This window comes from Pseudoalteromonas sp. MM1 (assembly GCF_030296835.1).
Taxonomy (GTDB): Bacteria; Pseudomonadota; Gammaproteobacteria; order Enterobacterales; family Alteromonadaceae; genus Pseudoalteromonas.
Window position 1 is genome coordinate 1,126,805 of record NZ_AP027922.1, and the last position, 21,539, is coordinate 1,148,343.

Below are 21,539 nucleotides of genomic sequence, written 5' to 3' on the forward strand. Positions count from 1 at the left end.
CTGTCCGTAGATGCATTATTAATACTATATTGCTATTTTTGGTTAATATCAATCATAGTGTATAGTCCAATAAGCTATACCGAACGTTAATTGATGCTATTTATAGAATAATGATGGGCTTGTATGTAAATATTTAAGGTACACACAGACGCAGTACGGATAACGCGATCACTTTTTAGCGAAGCGGTTTTATTTAGCGCAGGTTATTCAAAAATAATCAAAAATTATAATTAATTTGTACCTATATGTTTATTAAATGAAAAACTTTATACATTTCTTCACAAATATGTAATATAATGCCCTTCCAGAGGAAAGATGCTATTAGGCGTCTTTTTTTATGCCCAAAACTTATTGCCTAAGCCAATAAGTTTGCATAACTAAATTATACGGTATCCTTTGGAGAATATTTTGAAACTACGCAAACTCTCACAGTTAAGCCTAGCAATTGTTGCTGCACTCACTACCACAGTAAATGCTGAAGAAGCTAAAACAACAGCAAAACAAGATGCGTTTGAAAAAATCGAAGTTACAGCTCGTAAACGTACAGAGAGCCTGTTTGAATCTCCAACCGCTATCACATCAATTGGTGCTAACCTAATTGATAAAGCCAATATGAGTAACCTAGAAGATATTGGTAAATATGTTCCAAACTTAAATATCACTCGCTACGGTGTAGGTAATGCGGCGCATGCTTCTGTATTTATTCGTGGTATTGGTCTACAAGATCACATTATTACAACCGATCCGGGTGTAGGCGTTTATTTAGATGGTGTTTATCTAGGCCGTCAAATGGGGTCAAACTTATCGTTACCAAATGTAGAGCGTGTTGAAGTTCTTCGTGGTCCACAGGGTACATTATATGGTCGTAATACCCTAGGTGGCGCAGTAAATGTAATTACTAAGCAACCAGGTGACGAAGGGATTGTAACAACCACAGCTAAAATTGGTAGCCGTGGACGTATTGCTGGTGATGTATACTTTAATAACTCGCTAACCGATGAAGTGAGTATGTCAGCGAGTGCATCATACAAAACGCGCGATGGTGTAGGTGAAGCGGTTAATTTAGCTAACCCAGAAAAAGAAATTGGTGAAGAAGAAGAGTTTAGCGGTCGCGTAGCCCTTAAATGGCAGGCTAATAGCGATTTAGCGTTTACTTTTTCACTGGATGGTGTTGATAACGAGTCGGGCCAATCACCTTACACTATTGAGCTAACTGAACCACTTGATGCAAATGATGTATTTAATGGCGACTTTCCTCTATTAACGCAGGATATGATCCCATCAGACCCCGATGATTTAGGCACAACTGTTGCTGGTATTGAATCTACGTCTTATTCAGGTTGGGGTACATCATTTACTGCTGATTGGGCAATTGATAATACTTATACAGCTAAATTTATTTCAAGTTACCGTACTTCTGAGTACGAAGGTGGACTTGATGATGATGCGTCACCTCTTAACCTATCTGAGTTCCCAGAAGAGGGTGGTGCAGACCAATACTCGTTTGAAATTCAACTAAATGCTACTTACGACAATATGGACTTTGTATCAGGCCTTTACTTCTTTAATGAAGATGGTTTTACACGTTCAGGTCCATTTGTATTTAGTCCATTTAATACACCTAATGGCTTATTAAACGATGGTGTTACACCTTCATTTGGTGGCTATGGCGATTTTGAAATTAACCAAGAAACAAACTCATACGCTGTATATTTTAATACAAGTTACGATTTAACCGATGATTTAAGTATTGGTGGCGGCCTTCGTTACTCAAAAGATGAGAAAGATGCCGATGCGATTTTCCCAACATTTGCTGAACGTAAATACGTAAGTGCAGAGTTTGACGCTGTAACATGGGATGTAAATGCATCGTATCAAATCAGCAATAACATGAATGTATATGGTCAAATTCAAAAAGGTTACCAAACAGGCGGTTTCCCTCCACGTCCATTTGGCGGACCCGATCAGTTTGTATCGTTTGATGAAACCAAAGCAATTAACTACGAAATGGGCTTAAAAGGTCAAGTACATGAAAATGTATCTATGATGTTAGCTGTATTTGTAACAGATTACACCGACCTTGCTTTACCATTTTCTGACCCTACTGCAGGCGGTGGTTTTGTAACGATTGTTGAAAATGCAGGTGAGTCTAAAGCGCAAGGTATTGAGCTTGAAACTACCGTTGCCATTACAGACGACTTTACAATTCGCAGCTCTGTAGGTTACTTAGATTCTGAAATTACAGAAGTAGATGCAGGCGTACAAGGTATTGGTAAAGGTGATTCACCGGCATTAACACCACGTTGGACTGTAATGATTGCTCCTTCTTACTTTATGGATTTAGATAGCGGTGCAACCGTTGCATTTAACGCTAACTACTCTTACAGAAGCGAAATGCAAGGCCAGTCGGTTTATAATCAAAGCGAGACAATAGATTCGCGTGAGTTAGTTGGTTTTAATATTTCTTACACTAACCCTTATGGCGATATGGAAGTAACCTTATATGGTGAAAACGTATTAAATGAGGTTTATGATGTAGGTCGTTTACAGCAGTCAGGTTTTGTTGGGGTAATGCGCAGTAATGATCGTAGCGAGTTTGGTTTAAAATTCAAAAAAGACTTTGAGCTTTAATAACCCGCAATGATTTAAACAAAAGGTAAGCTTAGGCTTACCTTTTTTGTTTTTACGCCTGTAAAAAGTCAAGCTTAGGGCCACACGGGGAACCCTTTTGCAACAAGCGTGTAGTGCTGTGCTATTGATATAATCGGTGTGGTGCGAAGGCTAACCACTAAGTATTATAAAGTGCTATGAGCATCAGCTAACCTTGTTTTTAGGCAATAAAAAAGCCCTCAGTGAGGGCTTTTAAACAATCAGCATAGGTTTAATTAAAAACCGCTATCGTAGTTACTTGTTAGATTCATTGTATTCACGGGTTAGCCTTGCGTGCTCACTTAAATCTTTCAGGCCAAGCTTTTCGTAACTTTTTTCCATCATCTCTAGTGCTGGATCTAAGTAGCTGCTTTGCGAGTAATGCTCAACAACGTACTTACCACGATTAGCGGCTGCTAGGTAGGCTTCACGTTCGTAGTAGTAGTTTGCTACTTTTAGCTCGTAGCGCGCCATACGGTTTAAAAGCCACACTAAGCGGCGTTTAGCCTCTGGTGCGTAATCACTTTTTGGAAAGCGTTTTACAAGCGTTGATAAATCGGTAAATGCAACACGTGTACGGTTGGCATCGCGGTCAGCTCTGTCTATGCCAAAATATTCTTGGAAGGCATTTTTATCTGCTTTAATGTTAACCAAGCCGCGCATGTAGTACATGTAATCTAAGTCTTTGTGGTTTGGGTTTAAACGAATAAAGCGGTCGATAGTCGCTAATGCTTGCTCTGTATTACCTGATTGGTAATGGGCATACACTAAATCCATTTGTACTTGCTTTGAGAAAGGGCCAAATGGGTAGCGTGAATCAATAGCGGTTAATAACTCAATTGCTCGGGCGTATAAACCTGAGTCGAGCGTTTGTTTTGCATCTTCATACAAAGCATGTGCAGATTTGTTAGGAACCCGCTGGATATCTTCTTGGTCAGGCGCAGAAGAACAGGCCCCTAAAGTAAGTACAGAAGCTGAAAAAACAATGGCGAATGCACGTTTCCCTATTTTATTTATCATTTTATTTGTTACCTTCGATGTCTTCGGCTAGGCCACGGCGGTAAAACCGAGTAAACTATGCGTATTATATTATGCTTTTATTAAAAGCGATTCTAACCCAGTCAGGCACAGCTTGCACTGGTAAATTGGGTAAAGTTACTAATGTCAGAACAAATTTCACTTCAAGCCGAGGTTCCTACCGAGTTAGGTGGTAAACGTCTAGACCAAGTATTAGCGCAATTGTTCCCTGATTATTCACGTTCACGTATAAAAACATGGATATTGGATGATAAAATCACCGTTGACGGTGAAATCTATAACACACCACGAGAAAAACTACTCGGTGGTGAGGTGGTGAATGTTGAAACCAGCATTGAAGCACCACGCGAATACGAAGCACAAGATATCAAATTAAACATTGTTTATGAAGATGATGATATTTTAGTTATCAACAAACCTATGGGGTTAGTCGTTCACCCAGGTGCAGGTAACCCAGATGGCACAGTGCTCAATGCATTGCTGCATCATTTTCCGGATATTATTAACGTACCGCGTGCTGGTATTGTGCACCGTTTAGATAAAGACACCACAGGCTTAATGGTGGTGGCTAAAACTATTCAGGCGCAAACACATTTAGTTAAAGCACTGCAAAAACGCGAAAACTTCACCCGCGAATACGAAGCTTTATGTAATGGTACTATGACCGCTGGTGGCATGGTTGAAAAGCCGATTGGCCGTCATCCTACTCAGCGTACACACATGGCTGTTCACGAAATGGGTAAGCCTGCCATTACGCACTACCGTGTTGCTGAAAAGTTCCGTGCTCATACGCGTTTACGCCTTCGCCTAGAAACCGGACGTACACACCAAATTCGTGTTCATATGGCGTATATAAACCACCCGTTAATTGGTGATAGAGCCTACGGCGGTCGTCCGCGCCCACCTAAAGGTGCTACGCCAGAGCTGTTTGAAATGTTACGTACATTTAATCGCCAAGCCTTACACGCAGTAAAGTTAAGTATTGCACACCCTATTACGGGTGAAATGATGACTTGGCAAGCGCCTATTCCAGATGACATGGTAGCAATGACTCAGGTGCTTAGAGAAGATACCAAAGCCAACCCTAACATAGAGTATTAATGGCTTTTTTGTCAGCACCTTGGCCTAATTTAACCTCGGTAGGTACGCTCAGTACCACCCGAGAAGGCGGTGTGTCAAAGCCGCCTTTTAATAGCTTAAATTTAGGCTTACATGTTGATGATAACCCAGAGGACGTGCTAAAAAACCGTGCTTTGGTTGAGCAATCCCTGCCAAAACAGGCTCTGTGGCTTAATCAAGTGCACAGCGCCGATGTGCTCTGTGTTGATGCAGATTTTAATTTTCAAACATTACACAATGCTGATGCGTTGTATACCCAAGTTAAAAATCAGCCGCTTGCTATTATGAGTGCAGATTGCCTGCCTATTTTGCTTGCAAGTTATGATGGTCATGAAGTTGCAGCAGTGCACGGTGGCTGGCGCGGCCTTGAAAAAGGGATCATAAAAAATACGCTTGCCTGTTTTAGCGCACCTAGTAAGCAAGTATATGCGTGGCTTGGTCCTGCTATTGGTGCTGAGCAATTTGAAGTTGGCGCAGAGGTTGCTGCGTTATTTATTGCAAAATCCCCTTTGTTTAAAAGGGCATTTAAATTACAAAGCAATAATAAATACTTGTGTGATATTTACCAAATCGCACGCATTGAGCTTGAGCAATTAGGCGTTATTAATATTAGCGGAGGCAATTATTGTACTGTTTCTCAGCCATCATTGTTTTTCTCTTATCGGCGAGAAGGCAAAACAGGGCGCATGGCAAGTTTGATCTGGCGCAAATAAAACACTATTTCCCCACAATATTGTTCTTAACACCTTGAACAATTCTATTAACATACCCATTTATTAAGCAATTAGTTTATTAAATAGGTAAACCCTCATGCGTTTAGATAGATTCACAAGTAAATTTCAATCTGCGCTTTCAGATGCTCAGTCGCTAGCATTAGGGCGCGATCATCAATTTATTGAACCCGTACATTTAATGTATGCGCTTTTACAGCAAAACGGCTCTAGCGTGCGCGCCTTGCTTGCCCAAGCAGGCGTGAGTGCGGATGAACTTAACACTAAGCTTTCTCAAGAAATAGAAAAGCTGTTTAAAGTCGAAGGAGTAGGGGGCGATGTACAGCTTTCTAATAACATGGCTTCGCTTATTAACTTATGTGATAAGTACGCGCAAAAACGCAAAGATAAATATATTTCGAGCGAATTATTTGTATTAGCGGCCTGTGACGACAAAGGCCCTTTAGGTGATATTTTTAGAGCGCTTAATATCACCGCAACTAAAATAGACAGTGCCATAAAAGCAATTCGTGGTGGCCAAAAGGTCGATGACCCTAACGCCGAAGAAACCCGACAAGCACTTGAAAAATACACCATTGATTTAACCGAGCGCGCAGAGCAAGGTAAGCTTGACCCCGTTATTGGGCGAGATGACGAAATTCGTCGCACGATTCAAGTTTTGCAGCGCCGTACTAAAAATAACCCCGTGCTTATTGGTGAGCCAGGGGTAGGTAAAACGGCCATTGCTGAAGGCTTAGCGCAGCGCATTATAAATGGCGAAGTGCCAGAGGGCCTAAAAAGTAAGCGTGTTTTATCGCTGGATTTAGGCGCGCTGGTGGCGGGGGCTAAATACCGCGGTGAGTTTGAAGAGCGTTTAAAATCAGTGCTCAACGAGTTGGCTAAAGAAGAAGGCCAAGTGATTTTATTTATAGATGAAATTCATACCATGGTGGGCGCAGGTAAAACCGACGGCGCTATGGATGCTGGCAATATGTTAAAGCCAGCGTTAGCTCGAGGCGAGCTACACTGTGTGGGCGCCACTACGCTTGATGAATACCGCCAATACATAGAAAAAGATGCCGCACTTGAGCGTCGTTTTCAAAAGGTATTGGTTGAAGAGCCTTCAGTTGAAGACACCATTGCCATTTTACGTGGCTTAAAAGAGCGTTACGAGTTACATCACTCGGTGGATATTACCGACCCGGCAATTGTTGCTGCTGCGCATTTATCGCACCGTTATATTAGTGACCGACAATTACCAGATAAAGCCATTGATTTAATTGACGAGGCTGGCTCGTCAATTCGTTTGCAAATAGATTCTAAACCTGAGTCTTTAGATAAGCTTGAGCGCCGTATTATTCAATTAAAACTTGAAGATAACGCTTTAGCTAAAGAAAAAGACGATGCAAGCCAAAAGCGGCGCAGCGAAATGCAGCAGCTCATCACCGATTTAGAAGCGCAATACCGAGAGCTTGATGAAGTATGGAATGCAGAAAAAGCTTCGTTACAAGGCACGCAAGTAATTAAAGCTGAGCTTGAACAAGCGCGCCTTGATTTAGAGGTTGCCCGTCGAGCAAGCGATTTACAGCGTATGTCGGAGCTGCAATACGGAAGAATTCCAGAGCTTGAGCGAAAACTTGATTTAGCCTCGCAAGCTGAAATGCAAGAAATGAGCTTACTAAAAAACCAAGTAGGCGAAGACGAAATTGCAGAAATTCTTTCTCGTTGGACGGGGATTCCGGTATCGCGCATGCTGCAAGGTGAGCGAGAAAAACTGTTAAAAATGGAAGAGCAACTACACAGCAAAGTGATAGGGCAGGACGAAGCCGTTGTTGCAGTCGCGAATGCGATACGCCGCTCTCGGGCGGGGCTTGCCGACCCTAATCGCCCAATAGGGTCATTTTTATTTTTAGGACCAACTGGGGTGGGTAAAACAGAGCTGACTAAAGCGCTTGCAGGTTTTATGTTTGATACAGAAGATGCCATGGTGCGTATTGACATGTCAGAGTTTATGGAAAAACACGCTGTAGCACGTTTAGTGGGTGCGCCTCCCGGTTATGTTGGTTACGAAGAAGGCGGCTATTTAACCGAAGCCGTTCGCCGTAAGCCTTACTCTGTCATTTTGCTTGATGAAATAGAAAAAGCGCATCCGGATGTGTTTAATATTTTATTGCAAGTACTCGATGATGGCCGCCTTACAGATGGACAAGGGCGCACGGTTGATTTTAAAAATACGGTCATTATTATGACCTCAAATTTAGGCTCAGATATTATTCAAGAGCAAGCGGGTACAAATGACTACGCAACGCTTAAGAGCAAAGTTATGAATGTGCTCGTTAACGAATTTAGGCCAGAATTTATAAACCGTATTGATGAAACCGTTGTATTTCATCCGCTTGCTAATGAGCATATTAAAGAAATTGCCGATATTCAGCTTGTTAAATTGCGCGAGCGTTTAACTGAGATGGGCTATTTACTAGAGATCAGTGATGCGGCGCTTGAAAAAATTGCCTCTAGCGGGTTTGACCCTGTTTACGGTGCACGGCCATTAAAACGAGCTATTCAGCAAACAATTGAAAACCCACTGGCGCAGCAACTATTAGGGGGCGATTATAACCCTGGCGATATTGTCGTGATAGATGCAAGCGAGCAAGGCCTGATTTTTTCAAAACGCTAATATAGGTTTACAATAAGCCGCCAAGCAGGCGGCTTATTGTATTGCCTTATACTTTAAATGTATAAAGTAAGTTATTCACTTTTTGTGAGCCGGCAACTAACTCAGCGGCATCTTTAGCAACGTCAAAACTTAACGCTAAGTTGTCGCTACTTACTTCTTTTATATTATCAACATTATTTGCAATATCATGGCTCACCATCTGCTGCTGCTCTGCAGCCGTTGATATACTGTTTGTAAGTAACGCTATTTCACTAATTTGATTAAATATACTATCGAGCTCTTGATGGGTTTGCTCGGTTGTTTGTACGCACCCTTCAGCTTGAAGTTTTGTACTTTGCATTACCTTTGACCAATTAACTAATGTATCTTGTATATCTTTAATCGAACTGTGGATTTGCCCCGTAGCACTTTGCGTACGAGAAGAAAGGGCACGTACTTCATCAGCAACCACGGCGAAACCACGGCCATGCTCTGCAGCTCTTGCCGCCTCTATTGCTGCATTAAGCGCTAATAAATTAGTTTGCTCAGCAATACCTTCTATCTCATTCATCACTTGGCCTATTTTATCCGCTTCTTGAGCGAGGTTATTAGCGGTATTGGCAGCATGATCTACGTGGGTTGCTAGCTCAGATACCATTTTTTTGTTATCAGCAATATGTTGTTTTATATCCGCGCAGCTATGTTGAGTAGAGTTAACTTTGTCGGCGGTCGTTGTTGTACTATTAGAAATCTCACCAATAGTGGCGGTCATTTGCGCTATAGCAGTCGCGATTTGCGTAAGTTGTGTACTTTGCGCCTCAATGCCTTTTTCGGTAAGCGCCGATTTATTATCCAAGTTTTTAGCTATGTTATTAAAGGTATAGGTGGCATCTTTTACGCGGCCCAATACGGTTCTGAGTTTAGCAAGTAACATTTGTTCTTTATAATCACTTACACTTAATGGCGAGTTATCGCAAAAAACATAGCGAGAAAGGGAGTCAGAATACTGTTTGTAGGCGTTTAATTTAGCAGGGGTTGCCACAAGCTCTTGATAATTTAACGCTAAAATAAGCACGCAGATCAATATGTTTATAGCAGCTGCCAGGGCTGAAAAGAGCAACCCGCTCATTATTATCCAGCTAAATACAACGCCTAACGTAAGCACTTGGCGCAAGTGCGTGCGCTCTTTAAAATTAAAAGCAGTTTTACCACTATTTAATTTTTCGTACAGTTTATGGGCTGTTAAAACATGTTTTGCATCTGGTTTTGTCCGTACAGATTGATAACCAACTAACTGATTACGCTCAAAAATGGGTGTAACAAACGCATCAACCCAGTAATAGCGACCGTCCTTACAACGATTTTTGACTATACCTCTCCATGAGTGGCTGCTTTTAAGCGTATTCCACATTTCTTTAAATGCTGCTTTGGGCATATCGGGGTGGCGTACAATATTATGATTTTTACCCACGAGCTCCTGTGCAGTAAACCCTGCTACATCGCAAAATGCTTTATTGGCATAGGTAATGACTCCGCGTAAATCGGTAGTGGAGACCAATTGTTGAGAATCACTAAAGCGAACCTCTTCATTTACTAAGCTTTGATTATGACGCATGTTAGTTTTAACCATCCTTTTTAATTAACTTGTCATTGTATTAGTTAAACAAAAGGAGGTGAAGCAAAGGCAATGCGCTAAACAAAATTGTCACTAAAATTGCAACTTTTAATGATCTATATCAAATACTGCGCATAAAATGTTAAAGCAAATGAAGTGTAACCGCTTAATCTTCGGTCTTTAGGCTTGAGTAAAGCGATTGTATAATAGCCTGAGCAGTGGCAAGATTAGCTTGCTGATTGATGCTTATGGTATCAAACACATGCTCAACAGGGTAAATAGCTAAAAATTTTAAAAAATTATATTGTTCTTAACAATTTAATCTTGAGTATGGGCAATTAGCCCCCATAACCCTAAGATTAAGCCACGTGGCCGAGGAAGCATTTTTTGACTATACATGATTTATCTAGCGCGCTTAACGCGTTATCAGCAACACCGCATCAGCACGCAATTAAAGGGATCAAACGTGGTATTGAGCGAGAGTCGTTGCGTATTAAAGGCACTGGTGCCATTTCCACTTTAGGTCACCCAAAGGGCGTAGGTAGTGCGTTAACAAACGGACACATTACGACCGACTTTTCAGAGTCATTACTTGAATTTATTACCCCTGTTAGTGAATCAGCAACAGAAACCTTAGCGCAATTAAAAGACCTGCAAAAGTTTACACTTGAGCACATGGGTGATGAGCTTTTATGGCCCATTAGTATGCCGTGCTTTATTGAAGATCAAGATGACATCGTGCTGGCTCAATTTGGTAACTCAAATACTGCACGAATGAAAACCCTATACCGTGAAGGATTAAAAAATCGTTACGGCAGTATGATGCAAGCGATTGCAGGTGTACATTTTAATATTTCTTTCCCAGAGTCTCTTTGGCAATCTTTACACACATTAAAGCAAAGTGAGCAAAGCCTAGAGGCATTTATTTCGGATGGTTATTTAGCGCTTATTCGCAATTTTAAACGCGAGCTTTGGTTAATTAGCTACTTGTTTGGTGCCTCTCCTGCCTTGTGTAACTCTTTTTTACAAGGGCGAAAAACTGACCTGCCGTTTAAAAAGTTAGGTAAAGGTACCCTTTATTTAGAAGTAGGCACTGCGCTACGCTTGGGTGATTTAGGTTACACCAACAGTGCACAATCTTCATTACGCGTAATGTATAACTCGCTTGATGAGTATGTAGCTGGACTTAAAAAAGCAATCAACACGCCATCCGACTTATACGGTGATATTGATGACTACACCACAGCAACGCCTAAGCAGCTTAATAAAAATATTCTGCAAATAGAAAATGAGTTTTACTCGCCAATTCGCCCTAAACGTAATGCTAAAAGTGGTGAAAAACCAACAGATGCTCTATTAAGAGCAGGTATTGAATATGTTGAAATTAGAGCCCTTGATGTAAACCCGTTTAGTGAAACCGGTATTGATATAGAGCAAATTCATTTTTTAGATGTGTTTTTAACGTATTGTTTATTAAAAGACTCGCCAGAAATGCAGTGGAAGGAGCAAGCCCGCAGCACTGAGAATTTAGATACAGTCGTTAATCAGGGTCGTCAGGTAGGTGTTATGCTTAATGACAACAACCAACAACGTACGTTACAAAGTTGGGGAAGAGAGATTTTTGACCAACTAAGCGAAGTTGCTGAGTATATGGATAAGGCATACGGTGTAACTTATTACAGCGAAACCATCGCACAAATGGCTACTTGGGTTGATAACCCAGCGCTGACTTTTTCAGGGCGTTATGTACATGAGCTTGAAAGTACGGGTATAGATAATGGTTTATTTGCTATTCAATTGGCTAATAAATATAAGCAAAGCCATGCACAAGCTAACTACAATGTGTTTTCTAAACAATGGTTAGAGCAACAAGTTGTTCTCTCAGATAAAGCGCGAGAAGAAATAGAGCGCGCCGATACACTAAGCTTTACTGAATTTTTAGATGAATATTTTAATGCTAAAGCACCCGCTTAATTTTTATTAAGCAAAAAAAAACGCAGCCCAAGGTGGCTGCGTAAATATTCTTCAGGGATGAAACAATGCTATACTGCTGCATTCATATACTCAGACCCACGCTTTTTTTAAAAGTTCAGTGAGATCGTATAAAAATGAAAAAAAATGCAATTATTTTATCTTTTGCCCTCTCTTTAGCAGGGTGTGCCACTGCACCACCAAAGCAACCTAATGATCTTTGTAAAATTTTTGAGGAAAAGTCGGATTGGTACTTTGATGCAAAAGATGCACAAGAAAAATGGGGCTCACCAAAACATGTTCTTATGAGCATGATGTACCAAGAAAGTTCGTTTCGGCATGATGCTGCACCGCCGATGGAATATTTTTTATGGATAATTCCAACTGGGCGTGCCAGTGATGCTTACGGGTACTCACAAGCAAAAACTCCAACTTGGTCTGACTATATTCGTGAAACGGGTAACAGTGGTGCAGATAGAGATGATTTTGACGATGCAATCGACTTTATGGCGTGGTTTGTTTATAAAACTCATAAAGTAAACGGTATCTCTAAATGGGATGCTTATGCCCAATATCTAAACTATCACGAAGGGTGGGGCGGTTATAAGCGCGGTACCTATAAAAAGAAAAAATGGCTAATGAGTGTTGCTAATAAAGTAAAACATCGCGCAAGCCGTTATGGTGCACAGCTTAAACGTTGTGAAGACGAGCTAGATAAAGGCTGGTTTGAGCGGCTACTTTTTGGTTAAACGCTTCACCTAAAAGCATAAAAGGAGCCAAGGCTCCTTTTTTAATGCGTTATTTAAACTTACAACTTACGTTGATTTGGCTTAATTTTTACCTGTTTAATCATATTCTCTTTTACCTCTAGGACTTCAACAGGGTAGCCAGCTATTTTAAGGCTTAAATTAGCATCTGGAATATCTTCTAAGTATTCTACAATTAAACCGCTTAGTGTTTTAGGGCCATCAAGAGGAAACTCCCAGCCCATCTCTTTGTTAAGGTCGCGCACATTAGCACCGCCATCAACAAGGTAAGAGCCATCACTTTGCGTGGTTACCTCTTCACTTGGTGTACGTGTTTGTGTGGTGGTGAAATCGCCAACCACTTCTTCAAGAATATCTTCAAGCGTTACTAAGCCTTGTATATCGCCATACTCATCAACCACTATACCGATACGTTCCTTTGATTGTTGGAACTTTAATAGTTGGGTATTTAGAGATGTCCCCTCAGGAATAAAGTAAATCTCACGTACCGCACGCAATAATGATGGTTTATCAAATTGCTCTTTGGTTAACAGGCGAAGCGCATCACGTGAATGAATAAAGCCTACGGCATCATCAATATTGTCACGATAAAGTAATACGCGGGTGTGTTGAGCATGAGTTAATTGGCGACTAATGAGTTTCCAATCATCGTTAATATCAATCGCCACTATTTCGTTACGTGGGATCATAATATCTTCAACGGTTACTTGTTCTAAATCTAAAATAGATGTCAGCATGCTTTGGTGACGAGCGGGTATCAATGCACCTGATTCATTTAATACCGACTTTAGCTCTTCTTTACTCATACTGTGTTCGTCTATTTGCTCAGCGCTAATCCCAAATAAACGCAACATTCCGTTGGTCATCCAATTAACAACAACTACAAATGGGAACAAAATTTTAAGTAAGCCTTTTAGTACTACCGAGCTTGGAAAAGCAACTTTTTCTGGGTAGAGAGCAGCTAGGGTTTTAGGTGTTACTTCAGCAAAGATAAGTACGACAAGTGTGAGTACACCTGTTGCAATTGCAATACCTAAATCACCGTATAAACGAATACCTATAATAGTGGCTACTTGAGCGGCAGCAATATTTACAAGATTATTACCTATGAGGATCAAGCCGATGAGTCTATCTGGACGACTCAGAAGCTTATTAACACGCTTGGCAGCGCGATGGTTTTCTTTAGCAAGGTGGCGCAAACGGATTCTGTTTATTGACATTATGCCCGTTTCAGAGCCAGAAAAGTATGCAGAACATAAAATTAGTATACCGAGTATTATAAATAAAACACTCGTAGATATGCTGTCCAAAGAAGGATCCTTTTTTTATAAACCAATGCGTATTAAGCTAGAGTGAGCTTACAGAGTCAAGTTAAAACTTATTTAACACCACTTCTTGTACAAAACGGCTGCCAAAATAAGCAAGTGTGAGGATAAATGCTGCGACCATGATGGTAATAACCACAGGCTTGCCACGCCAGCCTTTTTTAATGTGTCCTAGCGCAACCGTGATAAAAATAACCCATGCAACAAGCGATAAAATTGTTTTATGTATAAATTCTTTTGCAAACATCCCATCTAAAAAAACAAAGCCAGTTAAAAGTGCAAAGGTAAGGATAACTGTGCCTAAATTTAATAGCTGATAGAGCTGACGTTCAACCACCATTAATGGTGGTAAGTGGCTATGCACAATGGCTAAATCTTTACGTTTTAAGCGTTTATCAATAAAGTAAAACTGTACGCCATATAAAGTGGCAATAATTAACACGCAGTAGGCTAACAATGATAGCGATATATGCGTAATAAGGCCTATGTCAATATTAAAGCTTTGTAATAAAATATGATGCGGTATAAATAGACTTGCAATAGTGAGTAAGGCTGCAAAGCCATAGACTACAGGTAACAGCAATGTAGCAGGGAACTTTAACGACACCGCAGTAACTGATACCACAATAACCCAGCAGGTCAGCAGCGCTACATTAACAATACTTAAATCTTGCCCATCGGATCTAAACACCGAATTAACTAACAACAGCATGTGCGCAAGAATAGCAACGGTGCTTAAAATAACCGTTACCTTTTGGCTAGGGCCTTGTTGATGAAACAGGCGTGTTAACACGTGAGACGTTGCTAACACATAAAATAAACTGGCAATAATAGTTAAACTAATAATCAGCATTGTGCTTGGGCCACTTATAATTAGAGTCAAATAATTCTTGTTGTTATAAACACATTGTATTTTATAGCAAAGCAATTGCATAGACCTAAAAAAAGAAACTCAATAAGCTGTGCTTCAATACTGTATTGTGCGCCCTTATTTACGGTATACTGTTTTTAATTGAAATTTAATACTATTGCTCCCATCTAATAAGTAAACTGCAAATAAGCGTGGCTTATTGGGTCAATATAAACGTCTTATCGGAACCGTTACATGTTTGAGAACCTCCAAGAACGATTAGGTAAAACCTTAAAAAATATTAGTGGCCGCGGCCGTTTAACAGAAGACAACATTAAAGATACGCTACGTGAAGTACGTATGGCATTTTTAGAAGCTGACGTTGCATTGCCTGTTGTTCGCGAGTTTGTAAAGCAAGTTAAAGAGCGTGCCGTAGGTGTTGAAGTAACTAAAAGCTTAAGCCCTGGCCAAGTATTTATAAAAATAGTACGCGAAGAGCTTGAAAAAGCGATGGGTGAAGCCAACGAAGAGCTTAGCCTAAATGCACAGCCGCCAGCTGTTGTTATGATGGCGGGTTTACAAGGTGCGGGTAAAACAACCAGTGTTGGTAAGCTTGCTAAATTTTTAAAAGAGCGTAAGAAAAAGTCAGTGCTAGTTGTTAGTGCCGATGTATACCGTCCGGCGGCTATTAAACAGCTAGAAACACTAGCAACTGAAGTAAATGTTGATTTTTTTCCAAGTGATATTTCGCAAAAGCCAGTAGATATCGCCACCGCTGCTATTTCTCATGCTAAAAAGAAATTTATAGACGTTGTTTTAGTCGATACCGCCGGCCGTTTGCACGTAGATAACGAAATGATGGGCGAAATTAAAGACCTTCATAAAGCTATCAACCCAATCGAAACATTATTTGTGGTTGATGCAATGACGGGTCAAGATGCGGCGAACACCGCTAAAGCATTTGATGAAGCGCTACCTCTAACCGGTGTTATTTTAACTAAAACAGATGGTGATGCGCGTGGTGGTGCTGCTTTATCTATTCGTCATATTACCGGCAAGCCGATTAAATTTATGGGTGTGGGCGAGCGTACGGATGCATTAGAGCCATTTCATCCAGATCGTATCGCATCGCGTATTTTAGGCATGGGGGATGTACTTTCATTAATCGAAGAAGTCGAAATGAAAGTCGATAAGGAAAAAGCAGCTAAGGTCGCTGAAAAAGTATTTAAAGGCAACGGCTTTACCCTTGATGATTTTGCAGAGCAATTAAAGCAAATGAAAAATATGGGTGGCATGATGTCGATGCTAGATAAGCTACCTGGTATGCAAAACTTACCTGATGCTGTAAAAGGCCAAATGGGTGATAAAACCTTCATTCAAATGGAAGCAATCATCAGCTCTATGACCAAGCAAGAGCGTGCGCGCCCTGAGATTATTAAAGGCTCTCGTAAAAAGCGTATAGCTGCAGGCTCTGGTACACAGGTACAAGAGATAAATAAACTACTAAAACAGTTTACGCAAATGCAAAAAATGATGAAAAAAATGAAAGGTAAAGGTGGCATGCAAAAAATGATGCGCGGCATGAAGGGCATGTTACCACCTGGAATGATGGGTGGCGGTGGCCCTAAATTTTAATGTAGCGCTTAAATAGCCACTATAAAATGTATAACAAAAGGGCCAATCGGCCCTTTTTTGTTGAATAAATTATGCGTGTGGTGCATGATAATCTATTAATTGTGGCTCAGATCATAGTTTAACCTACTAAAGTGGCTTTTTGCTGCACTTCTTACTTGCATTGTTGCTAAAAACTCGTACAATTCCCCAGCTCCCCATACTGGGGAGTAAATCTTATTAATGAAAACAGTCAATCTATTTAGAGGACGGTATGGTAACTATTCGTTTGCAACGTGGTGGCGCTAAAAAACGCCCTTTCTATCAAATTGTGGTTGCGGATAGCCGTTTCTCGCGTGACGGTCGCTTCATCGAGAAAGTTGGTTTCTTTAACCCAATTGCTTCAGGTCAAGAAGAAAAACTTCGTCTAGATTTACCACGTGTTGATCACTGGGTAGGTCAGGGCGCAGGTCTTTCTGATCGTGTAGCTAAGTTAGTTAAAGACGCTCGTAAAGCGGCTTAATAGGCGTAAGTGTAACCATGAGTCAAGAGAACACCTCATCAATTATTGTCGTAGGAAAGCTCGGTGCCCCATATGGTATAAAGGGCTGGCTTAAGGTACATTCATTTACTGATGATCCCCAAGGGATCTTCGATTTCAGCCCGTGGTTGATAGGGCAACAAGGTAAATGGCAGACCTTAGAAGTGGTCGACTGGCGTCGCCACAACAAAGGCTTTATCGCTAAAATTGCGCAAGTAAACGACAGAGACGAAGCAATGGCTTATACCCATGCAGAAATATCTGTTGATTCAGCGCAATTACCAGAACTCCCGCAAGGCGAGTTTTATTGGCGAGATCTCATTGGCATGTCGGTTGTAACTGATAAAGGTTACAATTTAGGCACTGTTGATGACCTGATGGAGACAGGATCGAATGACGTACTGGTTGTTAAGGCAAACAGTAAAGATGCATTTGGTCAAGCTGAGCGTTTGATTCCTTTTTTAACTGATTCAGTAATTAAAGAAGTTAAATACGAAGCGAGAGAAATTACCGTAGACTGGGATCCTGGGTTTTAATGACTCAAACTAGTTCATTATGGGTAGGGGTGATAAGCCTTTTCCCAGACATGTTTGATGCTATTACACACCAAGGTGTCACTGGTCGCGCAGTGAAAAATGGCTTAATTGACTTTAACTGCTGGAATCCTCGTGACTATGCTTTAGATAAGCACAGAACCGTAGATGACCGTCCTTACGGGGGCGGCCCAGGTATGTTAATGATGGTTGAACCATTAAAACAAGCCATTCTTGACGCTAAAAAAGCGGCAGGTGATGGCGCAAAAGTAATTTATATGTCCCCGCAAGGGCGCAAATTAGATCAGCAAGGGGCTAGCGAACTCGCAAACTCTGAAAAGCTGATTTTGATTGCCGGTCGCTATGAAGGTATAGACGAGAGAATAATAGAGTCATACGTTGACGAAGAATGGTCAATTGGTGATTTTATTTTGAGTGGTGGTGAATTACCTGCCATGACATTAATTGATGCAGTAGCGCGATTAGTGCCAGGCGTGTTAGGTCATAACCAGTCAGCAGAGCAAGACTCATTTTCGGATGGCTTGCTAGATTGTCCTCACTATACACGGCCAGAAACATTGGACGACAAACAGGTGCCTGCTGTACTACTCAGTGGAAACCATCAAGAGATAGCAAAATGGCGGCTTAAGCAGTCATTAGGCAGAACTTGGCTACGACGTCCTGACTTGTTGCATAACCTAGCTCTGACTGAGGAGCAAGCGGTATTACTCGCGCAATTTCAGCAAGAGTACCAAAAAGCTTGTGGCTAGAAGACAGTTACACCTAGGAAAGTGAGAAACATAATGGCAAAAGTAAACCAAAATATTATTAAAGCGCTTGAAGAAGAGCAGCTTAAAACAGACGTACCAGCATTCGGCGCTGGTGATACAGTAGTTGTACAGGTACGTGTAAAAGAAGGTAACAAAGAGCGTCTACAGGCCTTTGAAGGTGTTGTAATCGCTAAGCGTAATCGTGGTCTTCACTCAGCATTTACAGTTCGTAAAATTTCGAGCGGTGAAGGTGTTGAGCGTGTATTCCAAACGCACAGCCCTCTTATTGATAGCGTAACAGTTAAGCGTCGCGGTGCGGTTCGTCGTGCTAAGCTTTACTACCTACGTGAGCGTTCTGGTAAATCTGCACGTATTAGAGAAAAACTTAACTAATACGCGCTGTTTATCAACGCAAAGAAAACGGGTTGCAATCTTAGGATTGCAACCCGTTTTGGTTTTTAAGCATTGAATAACATACTACCTCTTCACAAAAGCATCCCTCTGTATTAATACAAATCCGCAATAATACACAATCATTTCTAGAGGCTAAAAGTGTCGCTATCTGCGTTAAACAATTCTCATTTACGACTGCATGGATGCAGAAGGTAGAGCAATGCAGGAGCAATTGCCGAGAACAACTAAATAGCGAATTTTTTGCCTAGGTATCAACAGTTTTTTCCAGTCTCAAAATTGATCAATTAATTAAGCGGATTGATATAAGTAATTTTCACCCGCATTGTTACATTAGCCTTTTCACCCATACTTGATCCTGTTAGTATTTAACGTATTGATTAGTTTACTTAAATGTAAATATATATTTACGAACTGAGTTGTTTATAGGTGGAATGAGAAACGTGGCTGAATTAAGTGATTTATCACAATTACGAGATGGCATAGATGAATGCGATGCACAGTTAGTTGCTTTACTTGCAAAGCGAAATGCAATAACCCAAAAAATTGGTGCTATTAAGCAGCAAAATGGTGCTCCCCTGCATGCCCCTGAAAGAGAAGCTGCTTTGCTAGCTGCTCGTCGTGATGAAGCGATTAAACAAGGAGTCAGCCCTGAACTTGTTGAAGACATATTAAGGCGCATGATGCGCGAAGCCTATCAAAACCAACAAGCCAAGCTTGCCTGTGCCGCCCCAGATTTATCACCTATTGTAATTGTAGGTGGGCAAGGGGCAATGGGCCAGCTATTTTCTCAGCAGTTTATGCGTTCAGGTTATGAAGTTAAGATTTTAGATAAAGATCAGCAAAACGACGCTAAAGCCATTTTAGCTGGTGCAAAATTAGTGATGATCAGTGTGCCTATCAATGCACTTGAGGCCGTTGTTGCTAAGCTACCTAAACTTGATGATGACTGTTTGCTTGTTGATATTACCTCAGTTAAGCAATCACCCATTAAAGCATTAAAGGCAGCGCACTCAGGGCCCGTTGTTGGTTTACACCCTATGTTTGGTCCTGATATTTCTCACTGGGTTAAACAAACCGTTGTTGTGTGTGAAGGCCGAGCGCATGATGCGGCAAAAGGCTTACTACAGCAGTTGCAAGTATGGGGCTGCCAACTTGTTGAGCTAGATGCTAAAAAGCATGATGAAGCAATGCAAATAATACAAGTAATGCGTCACTTAACTACCTTCGTTTATGGACAGTTTTTAGCAAAGCAAAGCCATACTTTAGAGGAGCTAAGAAGCTGCTCGTCTCCTATTTATCAGTTAGAGCTGATGATGGTAGGGCGCTTATTTGCGCAATCTCCTGAGTTATACTCAGATATAATGTTGGCCCAGTTTGATAATGTTGAGAGCTTATTAGCTCAGTATCAAGATACTTTCGCTGAAACGCTTGAAAAGTTAAAAGCGGGAGATAAAGGCGCACTCATCGATGCATTTGCTGATGCTAAAGCGTATTTTTCAGACTCTACCGCGCACTTTTTAACGCAAAGTCGTAGCCTGCTAAATAAAGCAAATGATGCCAAAGTATTAGATTAAAAGGGTTAAAAATGTGTAGTTACTTAGGCTATACGTTGAAAGTATTTTTAATGAGCGATTAAAAAAGGGCCTACTTAGGCCCTTTTTAATATTTGCATTTTAGCTTAGGTATTAACACTCACAGCTTGTAAAGACTCACTTTGATAGCAGCCTAAAACGCGCACATATTGAGTATGCGCTTTTAACTCCTCTAAGGCATGTTGTACTTGGCTATCGGCAAGGTTTGCTTCTAAATCTACATAAAACACTTCTTCCCACGGATTACCCGGTACAGGACGAGACTCTAGCTTAACTAAGTTTATTTGATGTTGTTTAAACACCATTAACGCATCAGCCAATGAACCTGCTTGTTGTTTAGTGGCCATAATAAGGCTGGTTTTAGTCGGTATTTGTTTAGATACCTGAAGTGGTTTACGTGCAACGACGATAAAGCGGCTGTGGTTTTCACTTTGATTCGCAAGGTTTGATTTAATCACTTCAAGGCCAACGTTTTTACCTGCCTGTGCTGAGCCAATGGCCGCGCTATTGGGTGTATTTAAAGCTGATTGTAGAGCACTTGAGGTTGAATCACAGGTTTCATGTTGTAAATCACCGAGGCCTTGTAAAAAGCGACTACATTGAGCAAATGGCTGAGGATGGGCATAAATTTTAGTTAATTGGCTTAATTCAGTATCTGGGGTGGCAAGTAAGCAGTGCTCTACACTGTGTGTAACTTCACCTACAATTGATACTTGAGCATGTTGTAATAAATCAAATACTTCGTTAATACTACCCGAGCTGGTGTTTTCTATAGGCAGTAAACCGAAATCGGCCTGGCCATTTTCTACTTTGCCTGTTATTTCATCAAACGAGGTACAGCCAATTTCGACTAACTTGCCAGGGCGGCGGCTAAAGTATTTATGACATGCTAGCTGACTGTACGAGCCTTGCCCGCCTAAGTAAGTAACGCGATGTGTTTCGCTTAATGCATCGGGATTTAAGTTTTTCTGCAACATGGCTTGTTGATGCAGCACAGAGTCTTCCAAAATGGTTTGAAAAACGTTATTCACATAATACGCATCAAGACCAAGCGACTTGCCATAACCAATCAGCTTTTCGAGTAAGGCTAGTTCGCGCGCCTCATCACGAATCGGTTTGTTATTCGCAATTTTATACTCTACAACACCATGGCTAATACGGCGGCGCTTAGCTAATAACACCAATAGATCAGAGTCTATTTCGTTAATATCGTGTCTGAGCGCGTTTAAAACATCGTTGGTCATTTTGGTTTCCTCATTCCAAAAATAAGCTGCTTAGTGCAACTAAAACAAAAAAGCCTCCCAAGTGGGAGGCTTTACTATTCGATTGATTTTATCTCACAAACAGGTCAGCCTCTTTTATATAAAGAAGCTAAAAA

17 protein-coding genes are annotated in these 21,539 nt (G+C 41.0%); 12 read left to right on the plus strand and 5 right to left on the minus strand.

Annotated features, from left to right (window positions below):
• Nucleotides 1-408 precede the first annotated feature (408 nt).
• Nucleotides 409-2,631 carry a TonB-dependent receptor gene (locus QUE46_RS05130; RefSeq protein ID WP_286246495.1) on the plus strand — a complete coding sequence of 741 codons (2,223 nt, stop codon included), beginning with the start codon at nt 409-411 and terminating at the stop codon, nt 2,629-2,631.
• Between the two features lie 273 nt (nt 2,632-2,904).
• On the opposite strand, the gene QUE46_RS05135 is transcribed toward QUE46_RS05130, so the two are convergent.
• Nucleotides 2,905-3,669: an outer membrane protein assembly factor BamD gene (locus tag QUE46_RS05135; RefSeq protein ID WP_286246496.1), complete on the minus strand. Its 765-nt coding sequence runs from the start codon at nt 3,667-3,669 to the stop codon at nt 2,905-2,907.
• 141 nt (nt 3,670-3,810) lie between these two features.
• On the opposite strand from QUE46_RS05135, the gene rluD reads away from it, so the two are divergent.
• From rluD to clpB, 3 genes are all read left to right on the plus strand, one after another.
• Entirely contained in the window at nt 3,811-4,788 is a 978-nt protein-coding gene (gene rluD / locus QUE46_RS05140; RefSeq protein WP_004587336.1) for a 23S rRNA pseudouridine(1911/1915/1917) synthase RluD, read from the plus strand.
• Complete coding sequence (pgeF, locus tag QUE46_RS05145) at nt 4,788-5,519, plus strand: peptidoglycan editing factor PgeF (protein ID WP_286246497.1); 732 nt, start codon at nt 4,788-4,790, stop codon at nt 5,517-5,519. The genes rluD and pgeF overlap by 1 nt, the downstream gene beginning before the upstream one ends.
• A 97-nt stretch (nt 5,520-5,616) precedes the next feature.
• Nucleotides 5,617-8,193: an ATP-dependent chaperone ClpB gene (gene clpB, locus QUE46_RS05150; protein ID WP_286246498.1), complete on the plus strand. Its 2,577-nt coding sequence runs from the start codon at nt 5,617-5,619 to the stop codon at nt 8,191-8,193.
• Between the two features lie 46 nt (nt 8,194-8,239).
• Here clpB and QUE46_RS05155 read toward each other — a convergent pair whose 3' ends face one another.
• A complete protein-coding gene (locus QUE46_RS05155) occupies nt 8,240-9,787 on the minus strand; it encodes a methyl-accepting chemotaxis protein (RefSeq protein ID WP_286246499.1) in 1,548 nt (515 codons plus the stop codon).
• A 387-nt stretch (nt 9,788-10,174) separates the two neighbouring features.
• Here QUE46_RS05155 and gshA point away from each other — a divergent pair, with 387 nt between their 5' ends.
• Entirely contained in the window at nt 10,175-11,761 is a 1,587-nt protein-coding gene (gene gshA, locus QUE46_RS05160) for a glutamate--cysteine ligase (RefSeq protein WP_286246500.1), read from the plus strand.
• A gap of 134 nt (nt 11,762-11,895) precedes the next feature.
• The gene (locus QUE46_RS05165) at nt 11,896-12,507 is read left to right on the plus strand and encodes a transglycosylase SLT domain-containing protein (RefSeq protein WP_029773467.1); all 612 of its coding nucleotides are present in this window, start codon (nt 11,896-11,898) and stop codon (nt 12,505-12,507) included.
• A gap of 59 nt (nt 12,508-12,566) precedes the next feature.
• Here QUE46_RS05165 and QUE46_RS05170 read toward each other — a convergent pair whose 3' ends face one another.
• Nucleotides 12,567-13,835: an HlyC/CorC family transporter gene (locus QUE46_RS05170; protein ID WP_286246501.1), complete on the minus strand. Its 1,269-nt coding sequence runs from the start codon at nt 13,833-13,835 to the stop codon at nt 12,567-12,569.
• A gap of 61 nt (nt 13,836-13,896) precedes the next feature.
• Nucleotides 13,897-14,703 carry an inner membrane protein YpjD gene (locus QUE46_RS05175; RefSeq protein WP_286246502.1) on the minus strand — a complete coding sequence of 269 codons (807 nt, stop codon included), beginning with the start codon at nt 14,701-14,703 and terminating at the stop codon, nt 13,897-13,899.
• Between the two features lie 252 nt (nt 14,704-14,955).
• Here QUE46_RS05175 and ffh point away from each other — a divergent pair, with 252 nt between their 5' ends.
• The 6 genes from ffh (at nt 14,956) to tyrA (ending at nt 20,143) form a co-directional block, all read left to right on the plus strand.
• On the plus strand, nt 14,956-16,335 hold the full coding sequence (gene ffh / locus QUE46_RS05180; protein ID WP_286246503.1) for a signal recognition particle protein: 1,380 nt from the start codon (nt 14,956-14,958) through the stop codon (nt 16,333-16,335).
• Between the two features lie 250 nt (nt 16,336-16,585).
• Nucleotides 16,586-16,834: a 30S ribosomal protein S16 gene (gene rpsP / locus QUE46_RS05185; RefSeq protein ID WP_055014036.1), complete on the plus strand. Its 249-nt coding sequence runs from the start codon at nt 16,586-16,588 to the stop codon at nt 16,832-16,834.
• Nucleotides 16,835-16,851: 17 nt separating this feature from the next.
• Nucleotides 16,852-17,388 (plus strand): ribosome maturation factor RimM, encoded by a 537-nt coding sequence (gene rimM / locus QUE46_RS05190; protein WP_004587326.1) that lies wholly within the window; start codon nt 16,852-16,854, stop codon nt 17,386-17,388.
• On the plus strand, nt 17,388-18,155 hold the full coding sequence (gene trmD / locus QUE46_RS05195) for a tRNA (guanosine(37)-N1)-methyltransferase TrmD (protein WP_004587325.1): 768 nt from the start codon (nt 17,388-17,390) through the stop codon (nt 18,153-18,155). Before rimM ends, trmD begins: the two co-directional genes overlap by 1 nt.
• A 33-nt stretch (nt 18,156-18,188) precedes the next feature.
• The gene (rplS, locus tag QUE46_RS05200) at nt 18,189-18,548 is read left to right on the plus strand and encodes a 50S ribosomal protein L19 (RefSeq protein WP_004587324.1); all 360 of its coding nucleotides are present in this window, start codon (nt 18,189-18,191) and stop codon (nt 18,546-18,548) included.
• Nucleotides 18,549-19,009: 461 nt separating this feature from the next.
• Nucleotides 19,010-20,143, plus strand: a complete 1,134-nt coding sequence (tyrA, locus tag QUE46_RS05205) for a bifunctional chorismate mutase/prephenate dehydrogenase (RefSeq protein WP_286246504.1) — start codon at nt 19,010-19,012, stop codon at nt 20,141-20,143.
• Between the two features lie 104 nt (nt 20,144-20,247).
• On the opposite strand, the gene QUE46_RS05210 is transcribed toward tyrA, so the two are convergent.
• Entirely contained in the window at nt 20,248-21,405 is a 1,158-nt protein-coding gene (locus QUE46_RS05210; protein WP_286246505.1) for a chorismate mutase, read from the minus strand.
• Nucleotides 21,406-21,539: the final 134 nt, after the last annotated feature.

Bases quoted from the DNA above. Each gene is read 5' to 3' on its own strand.
- QUE46_RS05165 (WP_029773467.1), top strand. From the start codon at position 11,896: ATGAAAAAAAATGCAATTATTTTATCTTTTGCCCTCTCTTTAGCAGGG.
- QUE46_RS05135 (WP_286246496.1), bottom strand. From the start codon at position 3,669: ATGATAAATAAAATAGGGAAACGTGCATTCGCCATTGTTTTTTCAGCT.
- trmD (WP_004587325.1), top strand. From the start codon at position 17,388: ATGACTCAAACTAGTTCATTATGGGTAGGGGTGATAAGCCTTTTCCCA.
- clpB (WP_286246498.1), top strand. From the start codon at position 5,617: ATGCGTTTAGATAGATTCACAAGTAAATTTCAATCTGCGCTTTCAGAT.
- QUE46_RS05155 (WP_286246499.1), bottom strand. From the start codon at position 9,787: ATGCGTCATAATCAAAGCTTAGTAAATGAAGAGGTTCGCTTTAGTGAT.
- QUE46_RS05210 (WP_286246505.1), bottom strand. From the start codon at position 21,405: ATGACCAACGATGTTTTAAACGCGCTCAGACACGATATTAACGAAATA.
- rluD (WP_004587336.1), top strand. From the start codon at position 3,811: ATGTCAGAACAAATTTCACTTCAAGCCGAGGTTCCTACCGAGTTAGGT.
- rplS (WP_004587324.1), top strand. From the start codon at position 18,189: ATGGCAAAAGTAAACCAAAATATTATTAAAGCGCTTGAAGAAGAGCAG.
- ffh (WP_286246503.1), top strand. From the start codon at position 14,956: ATGTTTGAGAACCTCCAAGAACGATTAGGTAAAACCTTAAAAAATATT.
- pgeF (WP_286246497.1), top strand. From the start codon at position 4,788: ATGGCTTTTTTGTCAGCACCTTGGCCTAATTTAACCTCGGTAGGTACG.
- QUE46_RS05175 (WP_286246502.1), bottom strand. From the start codon at position 14,703: ATGCTGATTATTAGTTTAACTATTATTGCCAGTTTATTTTATGTGTTA.
- rimM (WP_004587326.1), top strand. From the start codon at position 16,852: ATGAGTCAAGAGAACACCTCATCAATTATTGTCGTAGGAAAGCTCGGT.
- rpsP (WP_055014036.1), top strand. From the start codon at position 16,586: ATGGTAACTATTCGTTTGCAACGTGGTGGCGCTAAAAAACGCCCTTTC.